The sequence below is a fragment of the Flavilitoribacter nigricans DSM 23189 = NBRC 102662 genome (assembly GCF_002646595.1).
Classification (GTDB): Bacteria; Bacteroidota; Bacteroidia; order Chitinophagales; family Saprospiraceae; genus Flavilitoribacter; species Flavilitoribacter nigricans.
This window is the reverse complement of sequence record NZ_PDUD01000079.1, coordinates 1-20,793: the sequence shown is the minus strand read 5'-3', so window position 1 is coordinate 20,793 and position 20,793 is coordinate 1. Positions and strand designations below refer to the sequence as shown.

Sequence of the window (20,793 nt, the reverse complement as noted above, 5' to 3'; positions counted from 1 at the left end):
CTAATAAAATGTTTACCCCGAAAATAGGCAAATGTGCCTAGATTCGGGGTATTTTATTTGCCTTTTCCTAAGCTAATTTATTGAAAGTTAATCACCTAGAATTTACAGGGATGGCCTACCTAGAATAGTTTCATTATTACATTGCGCGGCAACGGAGCGAAGCGACGTATGGCGCGGTAACTCTTTGTATCCGCCATTATGGCGTTTAGTAGCTTGTATGTTAAGATTTACCTCCAATATTCAGAAGTAAAATGAAATACAAAACCTTTCGGCGGTAATAAACATGTAAGGATGGCATATGTGGGAAGCCTTATGAACACTAGGCTTTTCGGAAACCTCATCCTTACATCATTATTACTGCCAAGTAGCTTAAACAAAAAAAATGACAATGTCATTTTCAACAGTTCAGTTGATAGTTCAGTCTTTGTTTAGATTTCGAACTTCACAATAAAAGATATGCCATCATTCTATGACAATGGTTCCCGTTTGGTCATTGATAAACATATATCCAATCTGTTCACCAACTTTTACTTTTTGCCAAGAACTATTTGGAGAAAACTCTACGATTTCATACTTATTTCCACCTAAACCTTTCCCGATTAATCCAGCTTGAGGGTTAGGTTGATCTCGCAGATTAACGTCAGTTTTAAGAACAACTACAGGTGTCTTTTGCGCAGGAGAAATTTGTTCTTGCTGGAGAGGAGGACTTGCAATGCTGCTAGAAAATATACTGTCTCGGAAAGTACCGGAAGATAAAAATATGAATGTAAAGAACAGCAGGCCTAAAAGCGGAACATATTTTATAAATTCCGGCATAATGCTATTCTTAGCCATATAACGTAGCGCAAAAGCGACCGATACAGGAATCATAAAAAGTAAAAAGGCTTGAAAATTCCCAAAAAAAATTATTAGCAGCCCTACGCCACCCCATGTCCAACGGTTACGACCTCGTTCATAAAATTCAGAAAAATCATTGGCTTTACTCATATGATAAAGTGTATAGCCAAGAAAGCCTATACTGAAAAAAACAAGAATCTTGGTTATGAAGCTATTATCTGAGAAAGCCCCTGTATTGAGTAGGGTCAGCATTAAAATACCGTATATAATACCAAAACCGATATTGGAAAACTTCAGAATTCTCTTAGTTTTCTTTAGTAGGCCTTCAAGAGTGACAACAACCGGTAAAGTAAATTTCTTTTGGCCTTTATCAGTTTGGTAAACAAATTCAATACTTGATGAATTGCTGCCGGATGAAAAGGACTCATGGCTAGTGTCGACGGTTACAGTGAGTGGCTTATGAAGTTCGTTTTGCGTAATTCTGTTTGTATCGATATTAAGCCATTTAGTTGTATGGGGAACCGAAACCGTTGCATTCAAAATTCCAGTGTTGGCAACGTTTTTGATATCAATTTTGGTTGGGATCTTGATATTTGGACGCATCTCCTCAAGAACAAGACGTCCGTCTTGAACGTTGAAACCGTCTACACCTAGTTTGGGCATTCCATAAGAGACAGATACTCCCCCCTGAGCATTGGCCGATTTATCCAAATGCTGTTGGAGTTTAACGTCATACTGCTTTTTCGTTGCAGGGTTTTTAAGAATGGTATCAGCTTCGTTAACGAATTTCTGGAAGGTCTTTAAAAGATGCTTATCGAGAATCTGGTCTCTCGCCTTCGTCATTCGATCAGACCGAGCATTAGTATCATGAGGGCTGAAATCCTTAAGGCCAAGAATTTCATAATAATTGGGAAAGTAACCCAGCTCAGAACATTCTTCAGCAATCGTTTTGATGTCTTTTGCCATTATACTAGTATACTAGGGAGATATAATTTAATTATTCAACATTTAAAGATCCAACAAGGGCCGTCCCTTCTGCTATTTCTAATGCTGAAAGGTTGTCTTTGCGCTCAATTTCAAACTTAATCTCTGCGCCATCAGTCAGGTCTCTTGCTGTGATATGCAGAAGGCCACTATGATCCATAGAAAAAGTGATCTCAATCGGTGACCCTTTAGGCATGGGACGATTGAACTCAAGGGTCTTTTCCGTCAAAAGACGGCAGTTTTCTGGAAGGTCACTTTCGCCCTCAAGTACATCGATAGGAACACCTGTTGAACTTTCTCCGCGTGTATAAAATTGTTTAGATTTTGTGTTCGGTAACGGCATTCGACGTTCGAATATTTTTGAAACACGGATTGCTTCTGAACCATCTTCAAGACGCGTGTAGGCACTCGTTCCAATAGATTTCGAGAGAATATCATTGACTGCAAGGGAGTTACTGCCGTATTTTTCAACGACTTGCTCTGATAGAGCAGCAACGTCAGGCGATCCACTACTTACCTTAATCATCACACCACGCATAGCAGCTCCTAAAGCCACACATTCGTCCGGCTGGACAAGATCATCACGAATATCTTTGCCGGTTAAAGACGTGAGCATTTCCTTGATCATCGGCATTCGCGTTGACCCGCCCACCAATAGGATGGTATCGATTTGATCCCAGGTGAGTTTATTTCTCTTTAGAAGAATTTCGCACATGGTTTCCACCTCCGTCATGAGGTCTTGAGTAAGCTCTTTAAACTGTTCTCGATCAATTTCGATACGGACTTTGTCGCCGTGACAGCTCATATTGAAACGGCTACTTGTCTTTTCTGAAAGCTGTTTTTTAAGATTTTCCGCACGATTTCTTAAATCAGCAAAACCTTCAAGGTCTTCGCGCGGATTTTCGCTGCTCTCTAGGCTATATTGCTCACAAGCATAGTTGATAATGGCATCATCCCAATCTTTACCGCCGAGCTTGTGGTCTCCGTCGCTATCAATGACATCTATAATACGAGAATCTCCACTTCCCTTGATATCCAAAATGGTAATATCGAAAGTACCGCCGCCAAGATCAAATACAAAAACTTTTTCATTCCCCTGACTTCCTTCAAGCCCATATGCGATGGCTGCAGCTGTTGGCTCATTGATGATCTGTAAGACATTTAAGCCTGCCTGAGTACCAGCATCTTTGGTAGCCTTCTTTTCTGATTCATTAAAATAAGCAGGTACTGTGATCACCGCATCTTTGATCTCCTGGCCATTGAAGTACTTTTCAGCATCAGATTTGAGCTTTTTCAAGATAAGTGAGGAAATCGTCTCGGGCGCATAGGTTGTTCCAAAAAATGTATATGGCTTTGGGTCACTGAAAATACCCGGGCTAATCTCTTCGATACGAACCTGGTCTTTCTTTTTACCCATTTCACGTTTAACAAAAGAGACAACACTTTCGGGACTCATTTCAGCTTCATCCTTGGCGTTCTTGCCAACGATTATATTATCTGAAGTTTCGAAGAAAACCACGGAAGGAGTAATCCGCTCGTTATCACTGTTTGGAATAATCTTGGCATCGCCATGTTCATCCACATAGGCCATTGCTGAATAGGTTGTTCCAAGGTCAATTCCAAGAATAATATTTTGATTGCTCATGACTGAGAGGTTTGGTCGTTTATGATATATACAGCGACTTCCTGCTTACGCAGGATTTTTTCACCGGATTTATAGCCGTCTTTCAGAACTTCTACGATTTTCCTATGAAGGGCTTGATTATCGGTAGGAATTTTTTTTCGGACAATTTGCAGTTCTCGATCGTAATCATCTCCTTCGACTTGGATGATATCTACATCATGCGTATAGAAAATATCTTCGATCTCATCGTTCAAGAAGTCGATTTCGCGAAGTAAAGTTTCAGAAGATTCTGAGAACATAGTGCGAAATTTATTGAACGAGTCCTTGAAAAGGATCAGGTCTTTGAGTAAGGGCTCTTTGATAGAGGGAATAAATCCTTTTTCGTAGCTATATACGAGCTTTTGAAGACGATCTATCGTTTCATCTTTAAAAGAGCTTTGCTTATGGACCTGGGCAAGGTTATTTTCGATTAGGACCTTGATTTCTTTTAAGAACTCTAATTCTAAAGAGTTCTCTTCTTCACTTTGAGGCTGTTGTGTATCTTCTGGGTTCACGGTATTAAAAGATATTTAAAGAGAGTTAGCAATAATACTCACTTCTATTGAATTATCCAACAACTTCACTTATCGAATAAAAACTTAAGATAAGGCAAGCATGCTAAGAAAAAAGTCTACAACATCTCTTCGGTTAGAAATTATGAATACATATGGCACCCAATATACAACTGCGGCAGCAAATAGATTGGTTGATAGCTTCCCAAAACCTAAAGTGTAAGCATCTCTGATCAGCTGAAAAAATAGTCCACCACCAATTAAGAACACTAAAACTGGGACTGCTGTAAAATACATAAGATTATCTAAATTGGAACTCCCGTATCTGTACACATATTCGAATAAAACAATTAAACCTGAATAGATACCGTAGAAAAATAGCTTTCCTACCGAGTTTATAACTTTGAATTTGCTTAATAAGAACACAACTGTAATAGAAAGATGGAGTACAAATAAGAGCAAACACAGATAACCAATACACCGTTCATCGTCGATAAAGAGGAAAAAAGCACACCACAGGCAAATAGCTATCCACGCTTTATTACTGATATTAGTGCTTTTCGTAAATCTCAATACTATCCAGGTAATTAAGAGAAGGAGGTAGCCAATTAAGAATACCAATGCTAAGTTCGGACACTCAAGTGCTGCCTGCCCTGGCTCTGATTGGGAGGGGGTATTAGGATTTCCAAAGGCTACATTGCAAGCAGCGACATCAATCGGAAAATCACAACGAGTGCTAGTATTAGCAAATAGGACAAACAATTTTTCATTTTTATTTGATCCTATGTTGTAAAAGTGTACAATATCACACCCTTGAAATTCAAGTTCGGCTTTTAATGTATCATCTACACCGTATTCTATAGAAAGTATATTGTTCTTTATCGCCCAGTCTGGACAGCCTAAGATTTCACAGCCGCCATCATCTGAACGAATAAATAGCATCTTTTCATTATTGATATCAACCTCATCGACTTCGGACCAATAATTGGCTAAATGATCTGAAAGGCTGTCAATTTTCCAGACTTTCTTTATTTCACACTGAGCGAAAGTGGAAGAAATAGTTATAATAAGCAGTAGTGAAACAATTAGAAATTTTCTTAACATGAGTGATCATTGGTTCAAAGAAAAGCAAAGTAGGTAAATCTTAAATAATCACCCTCAACAAAAAGTAGTTATTTGAAAAATTTATATTTTGTCTGATCAGTCATTCGATTGGTTGCGCAGAAAGTGCTGGTTGGTTACTCGCCGTGCGAAGAATTAGCATGAACGTCGTAGCTTTTGTGTGTGCTCCGAATGGGTATCACTACGGTCAAAGATAACGAATCGGTATACTCTAGAGAGATGAAAGCTCTCCTATCTCATAGAGTAAGTGAGTGCAATTAGGTGCAAGGGTGGCCACCGCGAGGTGAGATCTGAAGTAACCGGGACTGTATGTAAAAGGCAGCACATCATGCCGAAGAACAGCCTCTACTGCAACAAACAAGACCACCCACCCGCTGGAACATCTTCATTAATTTATACGAAAACTGTCGATGTAATTTAGTTGAAAAGCTTTTAATCTGAAGATAGTGGAAATGCACAAAAACGACCATCTCACTGGTACTGTATTAACACTTCATCTATTTAAAAATCCCAAAATCCCAAACCCTAAAGCTGTTAAATAACAAAGAACGGCCGCAATCAAGAGCCATCGCTTTATACGAGTGATGCGGCTATAAGTTTTACGAATGCTATCGGGAGATTGTGGATTGTAATGATAAGCCCAAGGAAAAAAGACGAAGAATGAAATCACCGCCGATATACCCCAAAGAAGCGCTCCCCAATCTAAAAACTCTTTAGCATCAGAGACAATTTCATCAGAAGATTGCCCGAGAAAGATAGTAAGGGAAATGGATATCACCGCTGCGAGATACTTTGCTGTCTCTTCAACATGCTTAGGTGCTTGCTGTTGCTCTTTTTGTGCATATTCCAACCAATCAGAATCAGCAGTGCTTGGATGACTGCTCTTTGCCAAAGGTTGCTTATTTGACATAGCTTATCTTTTTTTGTTTGATATCAGTAAATATTTGGATTACTTTTTCTTCACCTATCTTCGCTACGATAGCTTCAAGGCGATCGGTAGGTAATTGTGCATTACTAGAGCCTATTTTATTCCAAATCTTAAAGGAATGATAAAACGGAGGAACAGCCTCATCGTATCGGTTTTGTCCATATAAAATTGATCCAATGTTATAAAATACAGTGGCCATTCCATTATAATCATCAAATTCTTTTTTGATTTGAAAGGATTGTTGCATGTAGACAAGAGCCTTGTTGGGGTCTTCTTCTGCGTGGTAAATAGCCAAACCAATTTTATTCAAAATCACTCCCTCTAATTCTCTATCCTCGGTTTCTTGTGAAATTTGGAGAGATTGTTTTAGAAAATGCAGTGCCCTATCATAATCTTCTTTCTCCTTATAAATTGAACCAATATCGTGCAATATCGCACCAACTTCCTCTTTATTCCCAATTTCTTGTTCAATTTGAAGAGATTGCTGTAGAAAATACAATGCACTGTCATAATCTTCTTTATCCTTATGAATTAGACCAATGTCATACAATAGCGCACTGACTTCTTGCTGATCACCAATTTCCTGTTCAATTTGAAGAGATTGCTGTAGAAAATGTAATGCCTTATCATATTCTTTTTTATCCTTATGAATTAGACCAATATTATACAATATCGCACTGACTTCTTGCTTATCACCAGTTTCTTGTTCAATTTGAAGAGATTGCTGTAGAAAATATAAAGCTTTATCAAAATCTCTTTTTGCATCGTAAATAAGCCCTATTTTTTTTAACGTTGTTCCCTCCTCCAAACGCTCCCCAGCTCTTCTTATAATCTCAAGAGATTGTTGTAGATAATACAGAGCCATATCATAGTTTCCTATATCCAGATAAACCTCACAGATGTAGAGTAAAACAATTTTTTCCCCTTTCGTATATCCAATTTGCCGGATAATTTGTAGAGATTGTAATAAATAATCTAGAGCATTGTCAAAGTCCTGCAAATTCTGATAAAATTGACCAATATTGGACAGAACAACAAGCTCTTGCTTATAATCACTAAGTTCTTGACTAACCTTGAGGGACTGTAACAGGTAGTGTATAGCTTCGTCATATTCACCTTTGGCTTGATAACTTAAACCTATATTGCTTAATATTGCACCTGCTTTTTCAAGATGTCCAATGTCTTTTACAATCTGAAGGGATTCTTGATAACTATTTATTGCCTCATCATAGCTTTCTATATTTTGATAAATGAGGCCGATATTGCTTAAAGTAGTACTCATTTGTTCGCGATATCCAATATCTTTAGCCATCTGGAGAGACTGTTGATAAAAATCTATCGCTTCTCCGTAGTTTTCTTTCTTATCATAGATGAGGCCAATATTATTCAAAGTTGTACTCATTTGTTCATGATATCCAATATCTTGGGCAATTACCAATGACTGTTGATAAAAATTCATCGCCTCATCATATTTCCCTTTCTTATCATAAATAAGTCCAATGCTGTTTAATGTTAGACTCTCTCCTCGACGGTATCCAATGTTTTTTGCAATCCGCACGGATTGTTGATAAAAATTAATTGCCATATCATAGTTTTCTCTATTAAGATACACGAGACCAATATTGTTCAAGGTTATACTCGCTCCTTGAAGATCTCCAATATCTTCACTAATCTTTAGGGATTGTTGATAAAAATTTATCGCCTCATCATATTCTCCCTTCTTGTTATAAATGAGACCAATATTGCTCAGCGTATTGCTTGCTTGTTCACGATTTCCAATGTCTTCGGCAATCTGTAAGGATTGTTGATAAAAATTCATCGCCTTATCATAATCTCTCTCATCGTAATAAATTTGTCCGATATTGTCCAAGGTTAGACTCTCTCCTCGACGGTATCCAATATCTTGTACAACATCTAAGGACTTATTGTAAAAGTTCATTGCATTTTCATAGTCCCTTTTATTGTAATAAATTAGGCCGATGTTATTTAATGTTGTACCAATACTCTCACGATTCCCGACACTTTCCTGCAATTGAATTGATTGCTGGTAGTAATTTAGGGCTTTGTCATAGTGTCCTTGACGATGATAAATTTGGCCAATATTATTCAAGGCTGTATGTTGGTCGTTATATAGTCCAATTTCCTGTGCAATTTGTAAGGATTTCTGAAGTCGGAGCAACGCTTTATCATAGTTATTTTGTTTGATGTCTAATACACTTATATTGTTCAAAATTGAAGCCTCATCCTTACGTCTTCCAATTTCGTGTGCAACCTTTAGGGATTCGTCTAAGTAATTTAGAGCTTTGTCATATGCTCCTTTATGATGATAAATCATACCAATACTACTTAATATTGTACTGACTTCTCCAAGGTCTCCGATTGCCCGTCTGATTTGAAGAGATTTTTCCAAATCCATTAATGCCATATCGTATTGGCCTTGTGCCAGCTTTATTAAGCCAATATTGTTCAAAGCTCTGCCCTTCCCATTGTGATCTCCAATTTCTTGTGCAATTTGTAGCGACTTTTGCAGGTAATTCAGTGCCATATCATAGTCACCCTTGACCTGAAAAATTAAGCTCATATTGAACAAGGCAGCACCTTCTTGCTCACGATCATTATTATTTTCACATCTTGCCTTAACCTCGTTTATGATTTCTAATGCGGCTTTATACTCTCCAATTTCATAATAAGTGTTTCCAATTCGATTTAATAAGGTTGTACTTGTAGTTTCTTTCGCTACTTCCCAAGTTCGAAGCCCATACTCCAGCGCCACAATTAATTGATTAAAATAATAGTACGTGATATTTAATAGGTTTCCAGTCCTATTTACTCCTTCCACATTTTTCATTCTGTAATACCACCCAAAAGATTGCGTAAGTTCTTCTAATACATTAAAACCTAAATTTTCATCAAATATATATTCATGATATGCTGCGGCTTTTAGTAAAGAAAAGGAAGTCTGTTCAAACGTAACTTCTTTTAAAAGATCTTTCACTAGCGGGGCAACATAGTACCATGTGTATCCTTCTGGTCCTTTATGTCTTTCTACGAACGTGAGATTCACTAAGCGTGTAAGTACAAAGCTGCGATCTTGGTTATTCCGCTGCATACTTACTGCCATTGGTAGCACTGGTATACTAAAATGAGCAAGAATAGAAAGTGTATCTCGGTCTTCAACATTCAAATAGGCAAGCAACCGATCAAAAACTAGATTTTCGCTCATACGGTTAAGTACTTCCGACTTTTTGATATTATCTTTCAAGCCGGATAGGTTTTCTAGTAGACTGGATATATTGTCTTTATCTAATATGTAGGTTTCCTTCAAAAACTCTAGGGCACGGTAGTTGCCGCCGAGTGTATCATATAGCAGCTGTGCTACCTTAACGGAAGTAATATTCTTTGTGCCTTCCATTTTAAATCTTGTCCACAATAATTTCTCTTGTTCCAACTTGGAGAATAATTCAGTAAACGAGAGCTGCCAGCATTTTTTAAGGAAATCACTGAATGGCACATTATTTAGATGACATATCTCCCAAGTTGGAAACTCTTTTACGGGGTAACGTCCTGTTATAATGATGGGATAATAAGTTGAACTCCTTTCCAAAAGTTGAATAATTGTTAATACATCCTCATGTTTATTTACATCCCATAACCATGAAGATTCATGATTATCATATTTCTGAAAGGTTTCTATATTGTCAAAAATAAAAAGTGGTTTACAATGTTGACTAATTTTTTCTAGTAGATAACTAAACCTTTCATCAAGTTTTTCCAGTAGAGCTAATTCACCAACAATTGACAGGTTTTGTTTTTCTTTGACTAAATAATTCTGCATTTGCCTGAGCATACTGTCAGCAGTTGGTGTTTTTTCACTATGAGTGAATACTTTGACTTGTGGATCGAAGGCCATCAGGCTTATAGCCAAATGTTCTGCTAATGCTGTTTTACCAACCCCTCCTTGGCCTACTATTAAAATTGAATTTTTCCTTTCTAGAGCTTGAAAAGCGAATTGAACCTCATGTCGTCGACCAGCAAAAACGTAATTAGGATGGCGTTCAAGAATACCTACTAAGTTTTCTTCCTTTTTTAATAAGTTGTAGTCAAAAGTAAATTCCAGTTGGCTTCTAACAGAGTCCTTATTTACTAGTTGATTTACTTGTTGGTTCATAAATAATTGCGGAATAAGCCATTGTCCAGAAGCCAAAACCTGATCATCTACTGTGCGAAGTCTGTAAGGTGTATACCTTTGAACTTCAAATGCCCTAAGTGCTTTAGTTGCTTTTTGGAAAGCATTGGGTAAGTCTAAACCCTGAGATAAAAAGTCATATAAAGAAGAGGTAAAACAAGAAGCACAATCATCCAAAATACTTGATGTCATTGCAATAACAGCTGGAACATCTCCTTGAATCAAGGAATAAGCAATGCTAGAGAGTTCAGTATTCTCTCCTTGTGCAGTTTTACATGCGGCAAGTACTACTAAGTCAGGAAGATGTCTCTTTTTCTTAAACTTTTCAAATAAGGAGTTTAAAGTAGAAACCTCAGTTTTTTTCAGAGTTCCTGTTAATTGAGTTTCAAACGCTAATGTTCCTTTTCCAGCCTTATAGCTACCATGACCTGAAAAATGTAAAACATGGAATTTATTTTCAAATAGTTTTTTTTCTAAATCTTCTATCGAACCATTATTTGTGAAATGAACTTCTACCAACCCTTTACCCATTAATGGTAAAAGCGATATGAGGAGCATCTCTTCTTCTTGCTCAAAATTCAATCTAGTCACACCCCTAGGTGTGGAAATCATAAAAAGAATTTTCAAAGGAGATCCAAGCAAAGACTGATGAGGCGATAAGTTATATCTCCCACCTTTGAATAGTGGCCAGTCGAAATTCTCCTCGATTGCCAATTGCCAAGGTAAATTTAAAATAGTTGTTTTGGCGTGAACAATACAAAGGGATTCTTTATTGAATTTTTCTTTCGCTTTATCCCAATTTTTCTTAAAGTTATTTTGACTAAATAAGGCCTTCTTCAATTTCTTTTTAAGTGAACCCAGAGTACTTGCTTTAGGAAATTGTCCGGCCTCTATTTCACTATTGAATTGCGCCCCAATATGTTCAAGGTCTTTTTCTTGAATAGGAGAAAGCTGGAGTTCAATTATCATAGAAGATACTCTGTTTGAATTTCTGATTGTTATGGTTTTTCAAGGTAAGCCTAGCCTCTTCTTTTGATTATGCTAAAAATCACCAAGAAGTATTATAAGTTGATCTTGACAACACTTGAGCTCTGAACTATTCATCCCTTTCGAATAATCGATTCCCAATAATCAGCTCAACATAGAATAAACAAATAATCATGAAAACCACATCTTAAACAAAAGTATTAGCGAAAGTACTCTTAACATCTATGTCTCTACGGGCAAATGATCGAAGAAGGTTAATCATTTTCATTTGGCTCCATACCCCGTACTATTATTCCCGTGCGTTCAACACTCCAACCGTCAGGGAGTTCTATTAGATTTTCAGTGCTGCAATTAAGACAACGTTTGATGACAGTCTTGGCACTGTCTTTTTTGTCACCTTTTATAGCAGGATAAGTATTTTCTACTTTACAAGTATAACAAACAAATTTAATGGGACTGATTTGTTGTGCCATATGATTTTTTTAAATAAAACATATTTATTTCAAATTTAGAGGACATCATCAAAAATAGTGAAGTGGGGTTTAAATTTCTTGATTTTCGGTTAAAAGATTTACTCTTATTAGTCTCGATGGATGTCTTATCTCCTCTAAAAATAGTAATATAAGGGGTCAAATTAAACAAAACATGAGGAGCAATCCGACTCCACACAATTACCCGGGCTCATCATCATTGTAGAATTTGGCACCCCAACCGCAAAATTTGTTATAAAATGAATATTGTAACGGTTCTTCATAACAAGGCGATGGAATTTGCAGACGAGGCCCTACTGGCCCGGATGGAAGGTAATAACCAAGCTTCCACCGCACTTTTTGAAAAAGCTTTTGATCTGGAAAAGGAAGCGGCTATCGCTATTGGAGAGGACCAGCAGGAAAGTGAATCCAGATATATCCTTATCCGCAGTGCTGCAGCCCTGGCCTTGAATTGTGGTAAATACCATGAAGTCAAAGCTTTGATCACTCTTGGCTTATCCGGGAATCCTCCAGTTTTCATAGTTGAAGAATTGAAAGCATTGGAAGAAAAACTGCAGGGATGAATCCCTGAAAGCTATTTTACCTTTGTCAAAAGGATAGTATTTTCCTGGCGAAGCTGCTCATTCTCGGTAGCGACTTTCTTAATCCGATTAGTAAGTTTGCTCAGTTCGTCCAAAGCTTGCCCTATCTGATCCTGAAGATCAGCAATCACCGTATGATTGGCCGGTAATTGAATAGCCTCCGACTCCAGATGATCCTGGCAGGCATACCATTCTTCCAGTTGCCGTAGTTCGACTTCCGATAATTGCTTACCTCTGGAGGCTTTATCGTGAAGCACCTTACCTTCTTCATCATTGATCATGGTTCTTCAACTTTTACCTACGAATTCTCACAATTTACGCAAAACCATTCACTGGATTTCCATATCTTGCCCTCTATTCAATTTCTGTACAATATTTTTTACAATTGCCAAGCAACCAGGGGTAAGCAGCGGAAAACGAGCAAGTTACACCGGCCGGTCCAAAGTCCCGTCCGGACCGCTTAGGTTTAAAACAAAAGAACCGCGGAAAGCCTTGATTCTCAGGAGTCAAGGCTTTTTTTATTGTGTTTCAGCGAGTTAGACACGGAACAATTTCACTCAAATTCCCAGCGCCATCCAAAACGCGCCAACATAATCGTAGCTCCTATCCTATATCAAGCTAAAACCAGCATCAGCTCCTACAGCAATCTACCCTGCTTCTGCCATTCTGGATCCCCCTTTACAACACGCTCATCGCATTAAACGCCAAGAGGCTTACATAAGAAAACAACAACCAATCTCACAGTCCTCTCAATCCCACAGACGAACAATCATTCTACAGCCTCCACCACTGGTCACTTTGCTCCAGACTTAATCACATTATCCAAAATTTGCCCTGGAAATCCTCATCATTTTTTATAACTTGATGAGTAACCAGATGATCACCAATAGTACGTTCGCGTACCGGTTCAAATCGTAATCTAAGCAGTCGAAAGAAGATTTAGAAAGACGACTGACTATCTGACGATCAAAGTAATAGCATGAGCATAAATGCCTATCTCAATGTCAAGAATATTGATAAGATGCTGGAGCAACCGCCTCAGGCCTTTTCCTGGATAGGTTTTGATTCGGTAGATAATTGCAATTTACACTGTGTGTATTGCCATAATCCGCGCACCAAACAGATGATCGATCTCGAAAAATTTGAGCGATTCATTCATCATCATGTGCTAACGATTGAAAATTTTCAGATTGGCTGCCAGATGGAACCTTCTCTTGACAAGCGCATGGTTGGGTTGTTACAAATGATCGCGGAATCTCCAGCAAAGCCCAGCCGGCAATTTAAGGTACATACCAATGGAACGTTGCTGAACCGGCACGATGCCCGGGCCATGGTGGAAGCAGGTTTAACGCATCTTTCCATTTCTATCGATACCGTCAATGAAAAGACCTTTAGTGAATTAAGGGGTGGCGCCAAACTGGAACGGGTGTTTAGAAATGTAAAGCAATTTTGCGAAACCTGCCCGGAAGTGACCGTACAGTTCATAGCTACGGTAACGCAGGCTAATGTGGATGAAATGGATCTGCTGGTGCACAAAGGAGTGGCAATCGGAGCTAAAAGATTTCATTTCCGGGAAATGTTCCACGATCCCAGAAGCCCTATTGTTGATCATCAAAAAATGGAAAAACTATTGTTACCGCCAGGTCGCTTTCAGCGCTTGAAGTCCGAGATCGAGAAGAATTACGGGGATCAGGTCGGTTTGTTTTTTGTTGATTCGCCGGCTATCCGGCAATATGGTAAGGAGGCCCACCGCAACTCTCGTTAATCAGCACCAATCCACGAAAAGACGCTACTCATGAGATCACCTATAATTATTGTCGGTGCTCCCCGGTCCGGAACCTCTATGATGATGAGTGCGATGCGACATATCCTGGGATATGCCGGCCATAATGAGGCTCACATCTTCACCCTCCTCGATAAGTTGCTTCAAACCACAAGGGATCACTGCCGGTCTTTAAGCGCGGGTTTTGATCCCACCTCCAATGTGCTTTTATTCGATCCGAACCTGAAGATAGAAGAGGATCTAAAGCAATTGTTCAAGCAGTATTTGACGCAATTCTACGGAGATAAGCCCTGGTTTCTAAAAACGCCCAACCGCTATGCGATCCAGGCGCTTCCGCTAATGTTGGAACTATTTCCGGAAGCAAGGATCATTTATATGAAGCGACGTGGTATTGAAAACGTGCTCTCCCAATCCAGAAAATTCGGGAACGGGAAATTTAGTGCCGACTATTGTACCGAATGGTCAGCGTGTATGCTGTCCTTTTTCACCAAAGATTTTTCCGATCGTAGTCTGGTCATTGATCAATTAGCCTATATCAAATGCCCGGATCTGTTGATTACTAAGTTGCTGTATTTTTTAGAGATCGATGCTTCGGCCGGCCTTAAAGGCAGATTGAAAAAATATTTGTTGGGTAATCCGGTAGAAAAAACGGCTGCCCTTACTTCATCTTATATTGCCTTGGAGGAAACCCCGTGGAGCGAGGAGGAGAAAGCAACTTTTTTGACCATCTGTGAAGGGTCCATGAATTTGGGAGGATACCCGATCAGTCGGGCTCAAATTGATAATTTTCAAGCTGATGAGTCGTTTCTTTTTTCGGGAAGAAACCGCAGGTCAGTTGTAAAAGCGATCAATGCGCTTACCCCGTGGAACCTCATTCCTCAGGATGTGCTTCAGCCCTTTCAATTACATCCCAACTCAATAATGGAAGACAAGCTCTCCATTTTTATAAGCCTACCGGTCCCGCCGACCGGTATCCGGTTTAGTATGCTCAATCCAAAATTAAGCGGACCAGGGGTTACCGTCAGAATTGAGGAAATCAACCAGCGGAGTCAGGTCATTCAGCTGGTGCAGGAGATCAATCTACGGAGCCTGGAAGTTAAGCAGGTTCAACTTCGGTTGGTGTCTAGCCAGCCCATCGTCAAGATACAGATCGCCAATGAGGCGGGCTCCCAAAATTATAATTACAAGTTGCTCGAAATGCAGCTACTGCAGTCATTCTGATGATCCAGGATAAGTCATGGGAGATCAGTCCCGTTTTCCTGCAATTTCTTTCTAAACAGATAAGCCGTCTGAAAACCAGAATAAGCTTTTTTCATTACCTGGATTAACTCCAGATTCTCGTTATGCATGTTCTTGATGTAATCAGAATGGCATAGGATCAGATCTGCAGTCTTATCACCTTTATCGGGGAGGAAGCCTATCCGGTGAAATTCGCCTTTCCATATTTTCGCGGCCTCGCGGTGTGCGGCTACTCGTTGGTAGACGGGCCGGTTCGGTTCATTGGCCAGCGTATACATACTGTGTTCATCTAAAAACGTCAGATACAGCAGACCTCCGGGGCGGGTAATCCGGGTCAATTCATCCAACCAGTCCTGCGCATTGTTATCGATATGCGTAAAGATCGACCCGGCGAATACCAACTCGAAGTAGTTGTCCGCAAAGTCGAGCGAAGGATAGTGGTTATTATGTACCACATTGATGACTTCCCCCAGGTTGTCTTTGCTCCACTTTATCGCTTGTTCATCCACATCACACCCCCATAGCTCCTTCCGTTCGTCTTCTTCGTAGAACCACCGAAGTAAGCGGCAGTTATTACATCCGAATTCGAGTACCCGCTTAAAGCTGGAAAAATTGTAGCCGCTATTTTGCAGGCAGGTCCGGATGCTGTCGACTTCTCTTTTACCAGCTTTTAAATGACTTTCCGCCGATTCCCGGTAGTGCATAAGGGATGGAGGAGGAACCGGTAATTCATCCCTCAGGGGATACATGTCTTCCCTGGGCTCGGTCTTTTTCTCGGTCAGTTCAAAAAGGTATTTACTGTAATTCCTATAGTTCAGATGCTGTTTTGCGTAATTAACGATCGATGTCCTAATCTCCGGATTGGCGTTTTGTAAATGGAAGATGATCGAACTACTCGCTGCAGCAAGGTCACCATACGGATGAAGTACCGCAGCCTGCGGCGGCAACATTTCCTTTATGCCCCCGGTATTTTCAAATCCGACCACCTGCAGGCCCGCGGCCAGGGCTTCGTGCACTACGCAGGGGAAAGGATCTCCGCGGGAGGTCAGCAGGAAAATATCGCTGCCGACAAACCAGGGGATGGTATCATCCTGGGAATCCATCAACAGGATGTTTTCCGACCAACTGGAAAACTCAATATCCCTGCGAGACCATTGTTGGTAGTAATTATCCGGAGCATCTCCGATCCAGAGAAAATACAGCGGTGCGGCGTCGGTCCATTTGGATAAAGTTGATATGGCCGTAAAAACGAAAATGTCGATGCCTTTGCGGGCAATCGGTGTTCCGCAAGAAAGAACGATCCTGGCATTTTCCGGAATCCCTAACTGCTTTCTCACAAATTGCCGGCATTGGGAGACATCCGCCTCGAAGATCTCGGGCTTCAGCAGGCCCTGACCTTTAATGGAAACAATCGATGCCGGAAACCGGTAGTTTTCCATGGCTTTTTCCCGTACAAATTCACACGGGAAAACCACCTGATCAGAATACCGGCTGATGCCCCGCCACGAATTTTTTGGATAAAGATTCCCCATCTCATGCACCAGAGAAATAATCTTTGGAATTTTTGACCTTTTTAAAAGGGGTAGAACAAACCTGGATTCTGCCGAATTGACAAAAGCGTATTCAATGGGAATTTTTGCCATTATTGCCGGCAATAGCTTTTGCAGTTCTTTGCCCTTTTCAAATTCCGACAAGGTTTCGGGAAACGGATAGGAGGCAAACTCCTTGACAAACAGATCCCGGATCTTCCCCCCTTTGAGCAACAGAAATACCGGAAAAATCTCGTGGTGATCCTGAAAATGCCGGGCTACCCGATGGATGATCAGGGGCGCTCCCGTCAGGGTAGTTTCGTGGGAAACAAATAAGATAACCGTCTTTGATCTTTGGGCAGTAAGCACTTCCAGCTCAGCCACAAAATCACGGATCCGGGCGGGTAATGCGCCGTCCTGAGCGGAGTGGGTCACTAAAGGTAGGTTGGACAGGAAGCGCTCCATGTTCTCCAGGATCTGCCTCGGATCTTCCGTCTGTATGGCGTATTTGTATTTACTAATATTCTCCCTGTTTAGGTTCTTGACAAAACGGACAGGGTATTTGAGGAAAAGTTGAGCTAATTTTACATAATCCATACAGCAGTAGCAGGCCTTTGCAGTTTGGGACAATTAAGAGAAACCGCTTAGCATCAAGTAAAGTAGACGTTTACGAAGGATATTCCGGGTCTCTTTTTTGCAGAATAAGGAAATTCTGAAGAATATCAAAGCAATGGTCGGCTTTTCACTTTTTTGATCCTGGTTGAAAAATTGTGGTTCTTGAAGGGAAAATCCTTTAGGCTGCTGAGTTCTTGGAATTACAGACCTGAATTGAAAACCATCAACTTTCATCACACTGTCAGAATCCGGTCTGGACCACTTAAATTTGAACCAAAAAACTTCGCCCCTGGGCTTCAAGACTATTTCATTGCATGTAGAAAGTACACATTTGCTGCGTCCAGGTCCTCCGGATTTATATCTTTAGATAAAGTTTGACATAATCGAAAAGCACTTCCAAAAGTTTATTAGGGAATAAACTACATCGTGATGATTTCCTTGTCCTTTGTTAGGATAGAGGAAGATTATATCAATTGATGAAGGCCATGAAAAAACAGATACAGACAAAATCTTATCTCTCCCAATTTATCGGCATTTCGATAATTTGTTTAAACATTTACTGGACCTACTACCACCTGAACTTATTTTACTTATATCACTTTACATCACTGTTATTTGTGGTTATGGTTCCCGATGTGATATTGCTTTTTAATGGCATTTTAGGTATGTGTGGCGTGTTTATCGGGATTGCAGTATTCAGGGGCTATTTATCGGCAGTCCGATGGCTTTTGATAGATTTAGCAATTCTTTTTTTTGGCTTTATTTTGGTTTTCCTCTCAATAATATAGATGTAAGCCAAGGAACAGAAGAAGGTTAATTGTATGGAGTGCATTAAGTACCATTTTCAGCCGATGGCCATGTACGAAGACGGTACCCTGGACTTCAAACTGATCGAGGAGATCCTGCCGGCCATTAAGGGCAAACCACTCTACCGGAAGTTCGGCGCATTCCACGCCGGTACCAAAAAGGCCCATCCGGGGGCTAAAATGCTTAATATCAACTATAACCCGGAAGAATCGGGTGCTGAACTGGCCGAAGATCTGGCCGATACCGGTCACGACCAGGTAGTGGATCCCGAAACAGGCGAACCGGCCTTAAGGGAGGAATACCAGTACTTTTTGATCAGCCTGGCCAAGGTCTTTGTCGATCCGGAAGACGAGCTGAGGATCAAGATCAGCGATAATGTCCGGAAACAATATCTGTCGAATGCTCGTACATGCATGGACACCCTGGTGGAAATGGAAATGGCGGCACACGCCCGGGTAAGGGTGGATAAACCGAAGCGGATTAAGGTGCCGGGACGGTTTCGGCGGAAGTGGGAAGTGGCGGCTTAGGAAAAATGATATGCAGAAAAGTGTATATTTTAGAGTTTAAAATAGTGGCTTTGACTGAAAGTTAGTGACAGACTTGCTTTACAACAATTCAATTTTTTCCTTAAAGTGTGGTAATGAACCGAAGATCTCTAATTTTATTCATTGGATTCTTATTAGGCATATTGTGTTGTATAGTTCTCTACTATTCCAAGGACCTAATCCTTGAAAACGGGCCCATTTTCTTCTCGGGAGTACTAGTTACCCTTTTAATTTTATTAGGTTTGTTTTTATTACTCTTAATGTTTGCAAACATAGATATCAGTCTCAAGAAACAAGATTTATCGACTAAGAAATACGAAAAAACAAGTAGTTCTTTAATATTAAAAGTTTTTCCATCGCTAGGTGAAGAAAATGCAGAACAGGTTTCAAAAAGCCTTAAACTACTGATCAAAAATAGAATGATATTTTCATCGATTTCCCTGATGATTAGTGTAATAGTTTTAATTGGAGGAGTTATGGGTACAATTCTTTTGGTTAAACAGAATTACCTTATAAGCGAACAAACCGAAAGATTAGACACGCAAAACGATTTATTCAAACAACAAAACTCACAAATAGACACCCAAAACATTTTGATTAGTACTCAGTCTAACTATTTGCGTGCACAGAATGATTTATTAAATAGACAAAACTCTCTTCTAGATGCGCAAAATTCTCTATTCAATGTTCAAAACAAGAAAGTAGAATACCAATCAGAGTTATTAAACGAACAAGTAAAAGAAACCCAAATACAAAGTAATCTACAGGATGCTACTAGAATCAGTTCACTTGTGTTTTTAATGAGTAATATTTTAGATGAAGTAAGTAACGAAAAAAGAGCGCAAAGTGGGCAAAACACAGAGCATGGGTACAGAATAAGTGACGATTTGATCGGGAGAATCATAGCCCTGAGTAGATCCTTAAGGCCATATAAATTGCTAGAAAATAAAGATCTGTCAAAACGTCTATTAAGTCCGGAAAGAGGGCAACTTTTTATATCATTGATGTATGCCGGATTAGATACTGTGTCATTGGGCAAAATTTTTGCAGAGGCTAATTTTTCTTATTCAGATATAGGTTCAATACGACTGGAAAACAAATTTTTAAAAAACGTAAATTTAAGTAATTCCTATTTTCCCGAATCGAGCTTCATAAATATTGACTGTTCTTCTTGCAACTTAACGGGAGCAGTAGCTACTCAAACAGTATTTTTTAATACAAATTTTGATTCAGCAAATTTTAGTGGAGCTCATTTAACTGGTTCCGCATTTACTCTTACCTCTTTCAATAAAACAATATTTAGTGGGGCCTCTATATATGCAACTAATTACCAGCTAACTAAATTCACAGATGTTGATCTTTCAGATTTGAATATGGAATTTGTTTGGTTAAAAAATGTTTCTTTCAATAATTGCTTGAGTTGGTTTACTAATTTCAATGGTTCTAAATTCACTAATGTGGATTTTTTAAATACTAGTTTACAAGGATCAAAATATCAAAATGCATTTTTAGTTGGTACAAATTTTGTAGAGTCTGATTTGATTGAAACCGATTTTTCAGGTGCAACTGTCACACAATGTAATTTCAAAAATGTTTGTGTAATGAAACAAGAATGGTTAAAGATAAAAGAGGAAGAAATTCATAAAAATAGCGATAGATTACTACAAAAATATAAAGTAATTAAAGGGCCAAATTCAAAAAAAATCCTAAATGCTGAAGTTGCATGTCCGTTCATCATAGTAGAAAAGCAATAAAGTTTTTTGCCCCGTCCTCTCATCTTACAAAGTAGAGTGAGGGAAAACCCTAAATGATGTAGGCCGAGCCAGCCCTTAGAAAAAAAACAGGTTCGGTGTGCTCCTCCCTACTTAGGCCGTCCCTGTAAATTCTCCAGGAGATAGTCTTCGATATAAAATTTGGCTATTGGCCGTTTCCCTTGTGGAGTTGTAAATCCGAAGATTGATGATTCTAGGTCTATACGGTCCCA

At 39.5% G+C, this 20,793-nt stretch carries 14 protein-coding genes; 5 read left to right on the top strand and 9 right to left on the bottom strand.

The window, feature by feature from the left end; all coding sequences use genetic code 11:
- Window positions 1-462: 462 nt before the first annotated feature.
- The 7 genes from CRP01_RS40790 to CRP01_RS40760 form a co-directional block, all read right to left on the bottom strand.
- Window positions 463-1,803: a hypothetical protein gene (locus CRP01_RS40790; protein ID WP_099155879.1), complete on the bottom strand. Its 1,341-nt coding sequence runs from the start codon at window positions 1,801-1,803 to the stop codon at window positions 463-465.
- A gap of 31 nt (window positions 1,804-1,834) precedes the next feature.
- Entirely contained in the window at window positions 1,835-3,466 is a 1,632-nt protein-coding gene (locus CRP01_RS40785; protein WP_099155878.1) for an Hsp70 family protein, read from the bottom strand.
- Window positions 3,463-3,999 (bottom strand): nucleotide exchange factor GrpE, encoded by a 537-nt coding sequence (grpE, locus tag CRP01_RS40780; protein WP_170110756.1) that lies wholly within the window; start codon window positions 3,997-3,999, stop codon window positions 3,463-3,465. Before grpE ends, CRP01_RS40785 begins: the two co-directional genes overlap by 4 nt.
- A gap of 84 nt (window positions 4,000-4,083) precedes the next feature.
- The gene (locus CRP01_RS40775) at window positions 4,084-5,100 is read right to left on the bottom strand and encodes a hypothetical protein (RefSeq protein WP_099155876.1); all 1,017 of its coding nucleotides are present in this window, start codon (window positions 5,098-5,100) and stop codon (window positions 4,084-4,086) included.
- Window positions 5,101-5,611: 511 nt separating this feature from the next.
- The gene (locus CRP01_RS40770) at window positions 5,612-6,028 is read right to left on the bottom strand and encodes a hypothetical protein (RefSeq protein ID WP_099155875.1); all 417 of its coding nucleotides are present in this window, start codon (window positions 6,026-6,028) and stop codon (window positions 5,612-5,614) included.
- A complete protein-coding gene (locus tag CRP01_RS40765; RefSeq protein ID WP_099155874.1) occupies window positions 6,018-11,201 on the bottom strand; it encodes a tetratricopeptide repeat protein in 5,184 nt (1,727 codons plus the stop codon). The genes CRP01_RS40770 and CRP01_RS40765 overlap by 11 nt, the downstream gene beginning before the upstream one ends.
- 272 nt (window positions 11,202-11,473) lie before the next feature.
- Window positions 11,474-11,692 (bottom strand): hypothetical protein, encoded by a 219-nt coding sequence (locus CRP01_RS40760; RefSeq protein WP_099155873.1) that lies wholly within the window; start codon window positions 11,690-11,692, stop codon window positions 11,474-11,476.
- A 257-nt stretch (window positions 11,693-11,949) separates the two neighbouring features.
- Between CRP01_RS40760 and CRP01_RS40755 the strand changes: the two genes are divergently transcribed.
- Window positions 11,950-12,273: a hypothetical protein gene (locus CRP01_RS40755; RefSeq protein WP_099155872.1), complete on the top strand. Its 324-nt coding sequence runs from the start codon at window positions 11,950-11,952 to the stop codon at window positions 12,271-12,273.
- An 11-nt stretch (window positions 12,274-12,284) separates the two neighbouring features.
- On the opposite strand, the gene CRP01_RS40750 is transcribed toward CRP01_RS40755, so the two are convergent.
- A complete protein-coding gene (locus CRP01_RS40750; RefSeq protein ID WP_099155871.1) occupies window positions 12,285-12,572 on the bottom strand; it encodes a hypothetical protein in 288 nt (95 codons plus the stop codon).
- Between the two features lie 698 nt (window positions 12,573-13,270).
- On the opposite strand from CRP01_RS40750, the gene CRP01_RS40745 reads away from it, so the two are divergent.
- Together CRP01_RS40745 and CRP01_RS40740 are read left to right on the top strand one after the other, a co-directional pair.
- Window positions 13,271-14,056: a radical SAM protein gene (locus tag CRP01_RS40745; protein WP_099155870.1), complete on the top strand. Its 786-nt coding sequence runs from the start codon at window positions 13,271-13,273 to the stop codon at window positions 14,054-14,056.
- A gap of 30 nt (window positions 14,057-14,086) precedes the next feature.
- Window positions 14,087-15,295 carry a sulfotransferase family protein gene (locus tag CRP01_RS40740; RefSeq protein WP_099155869.1) on the top strand — a complete coding sequence of 403 codons (1,209 nt, stop codon included), beginning with the start codon at window positions 14,087-14,089 and terminating at the stop codon, window positions 15,293-15,295.
- Between the two features lie 14 nt (window positions 15,296-15,309).
- On the opposite strand, the gene CRP01_RS40735 is transcribed toward CRP01_RS40740, so the two are convergent.
- Window positions 15,310-17,439 (bottom strand): methyltransferase domain-containing protein, encoded by a 2,130-nt coding sequence (locus CRP01_RS40735; protein ID WP_099155868.1) that lies wholly within the window; start codon window positions 17,437-17,439, stop codon window positions 15,310-15,312.
- 839 nt (window positions 17,440-18,278) lie between these two features.
- Between CRP01_RS40735 and CRP01_RS40720 the strand changes: the two genes are divergently transcribed.
- Window positions 18,279-18,791 carry a hypothetical protein gene (locus CRP01_RS40720; RefSeq protein ID WP_143473761.1) on the top strand — a complete coding sequence of 171 codons (513 nt, stop codon included), beginning with the start codon at window positions 18,279-18,281 and terminating at the stop codon, window positions 18,789-18,791.
- A gap of 260 nt (window positions 18,792-19,051) precedes the next feature.
- Window positions 19,052-20,563, top strand: coding sequence for a pentapeptide repeat-containing protein (locus tag CRP01_RS40715; RefSeq protein WP_170110755.1), 1,512 nt, complete (start codon window positions 19,052-19,054; stop codon window positions 20,561-20,563).
- Window positions 20,564-20,793 lie beyond the last annotated feature (230 nt).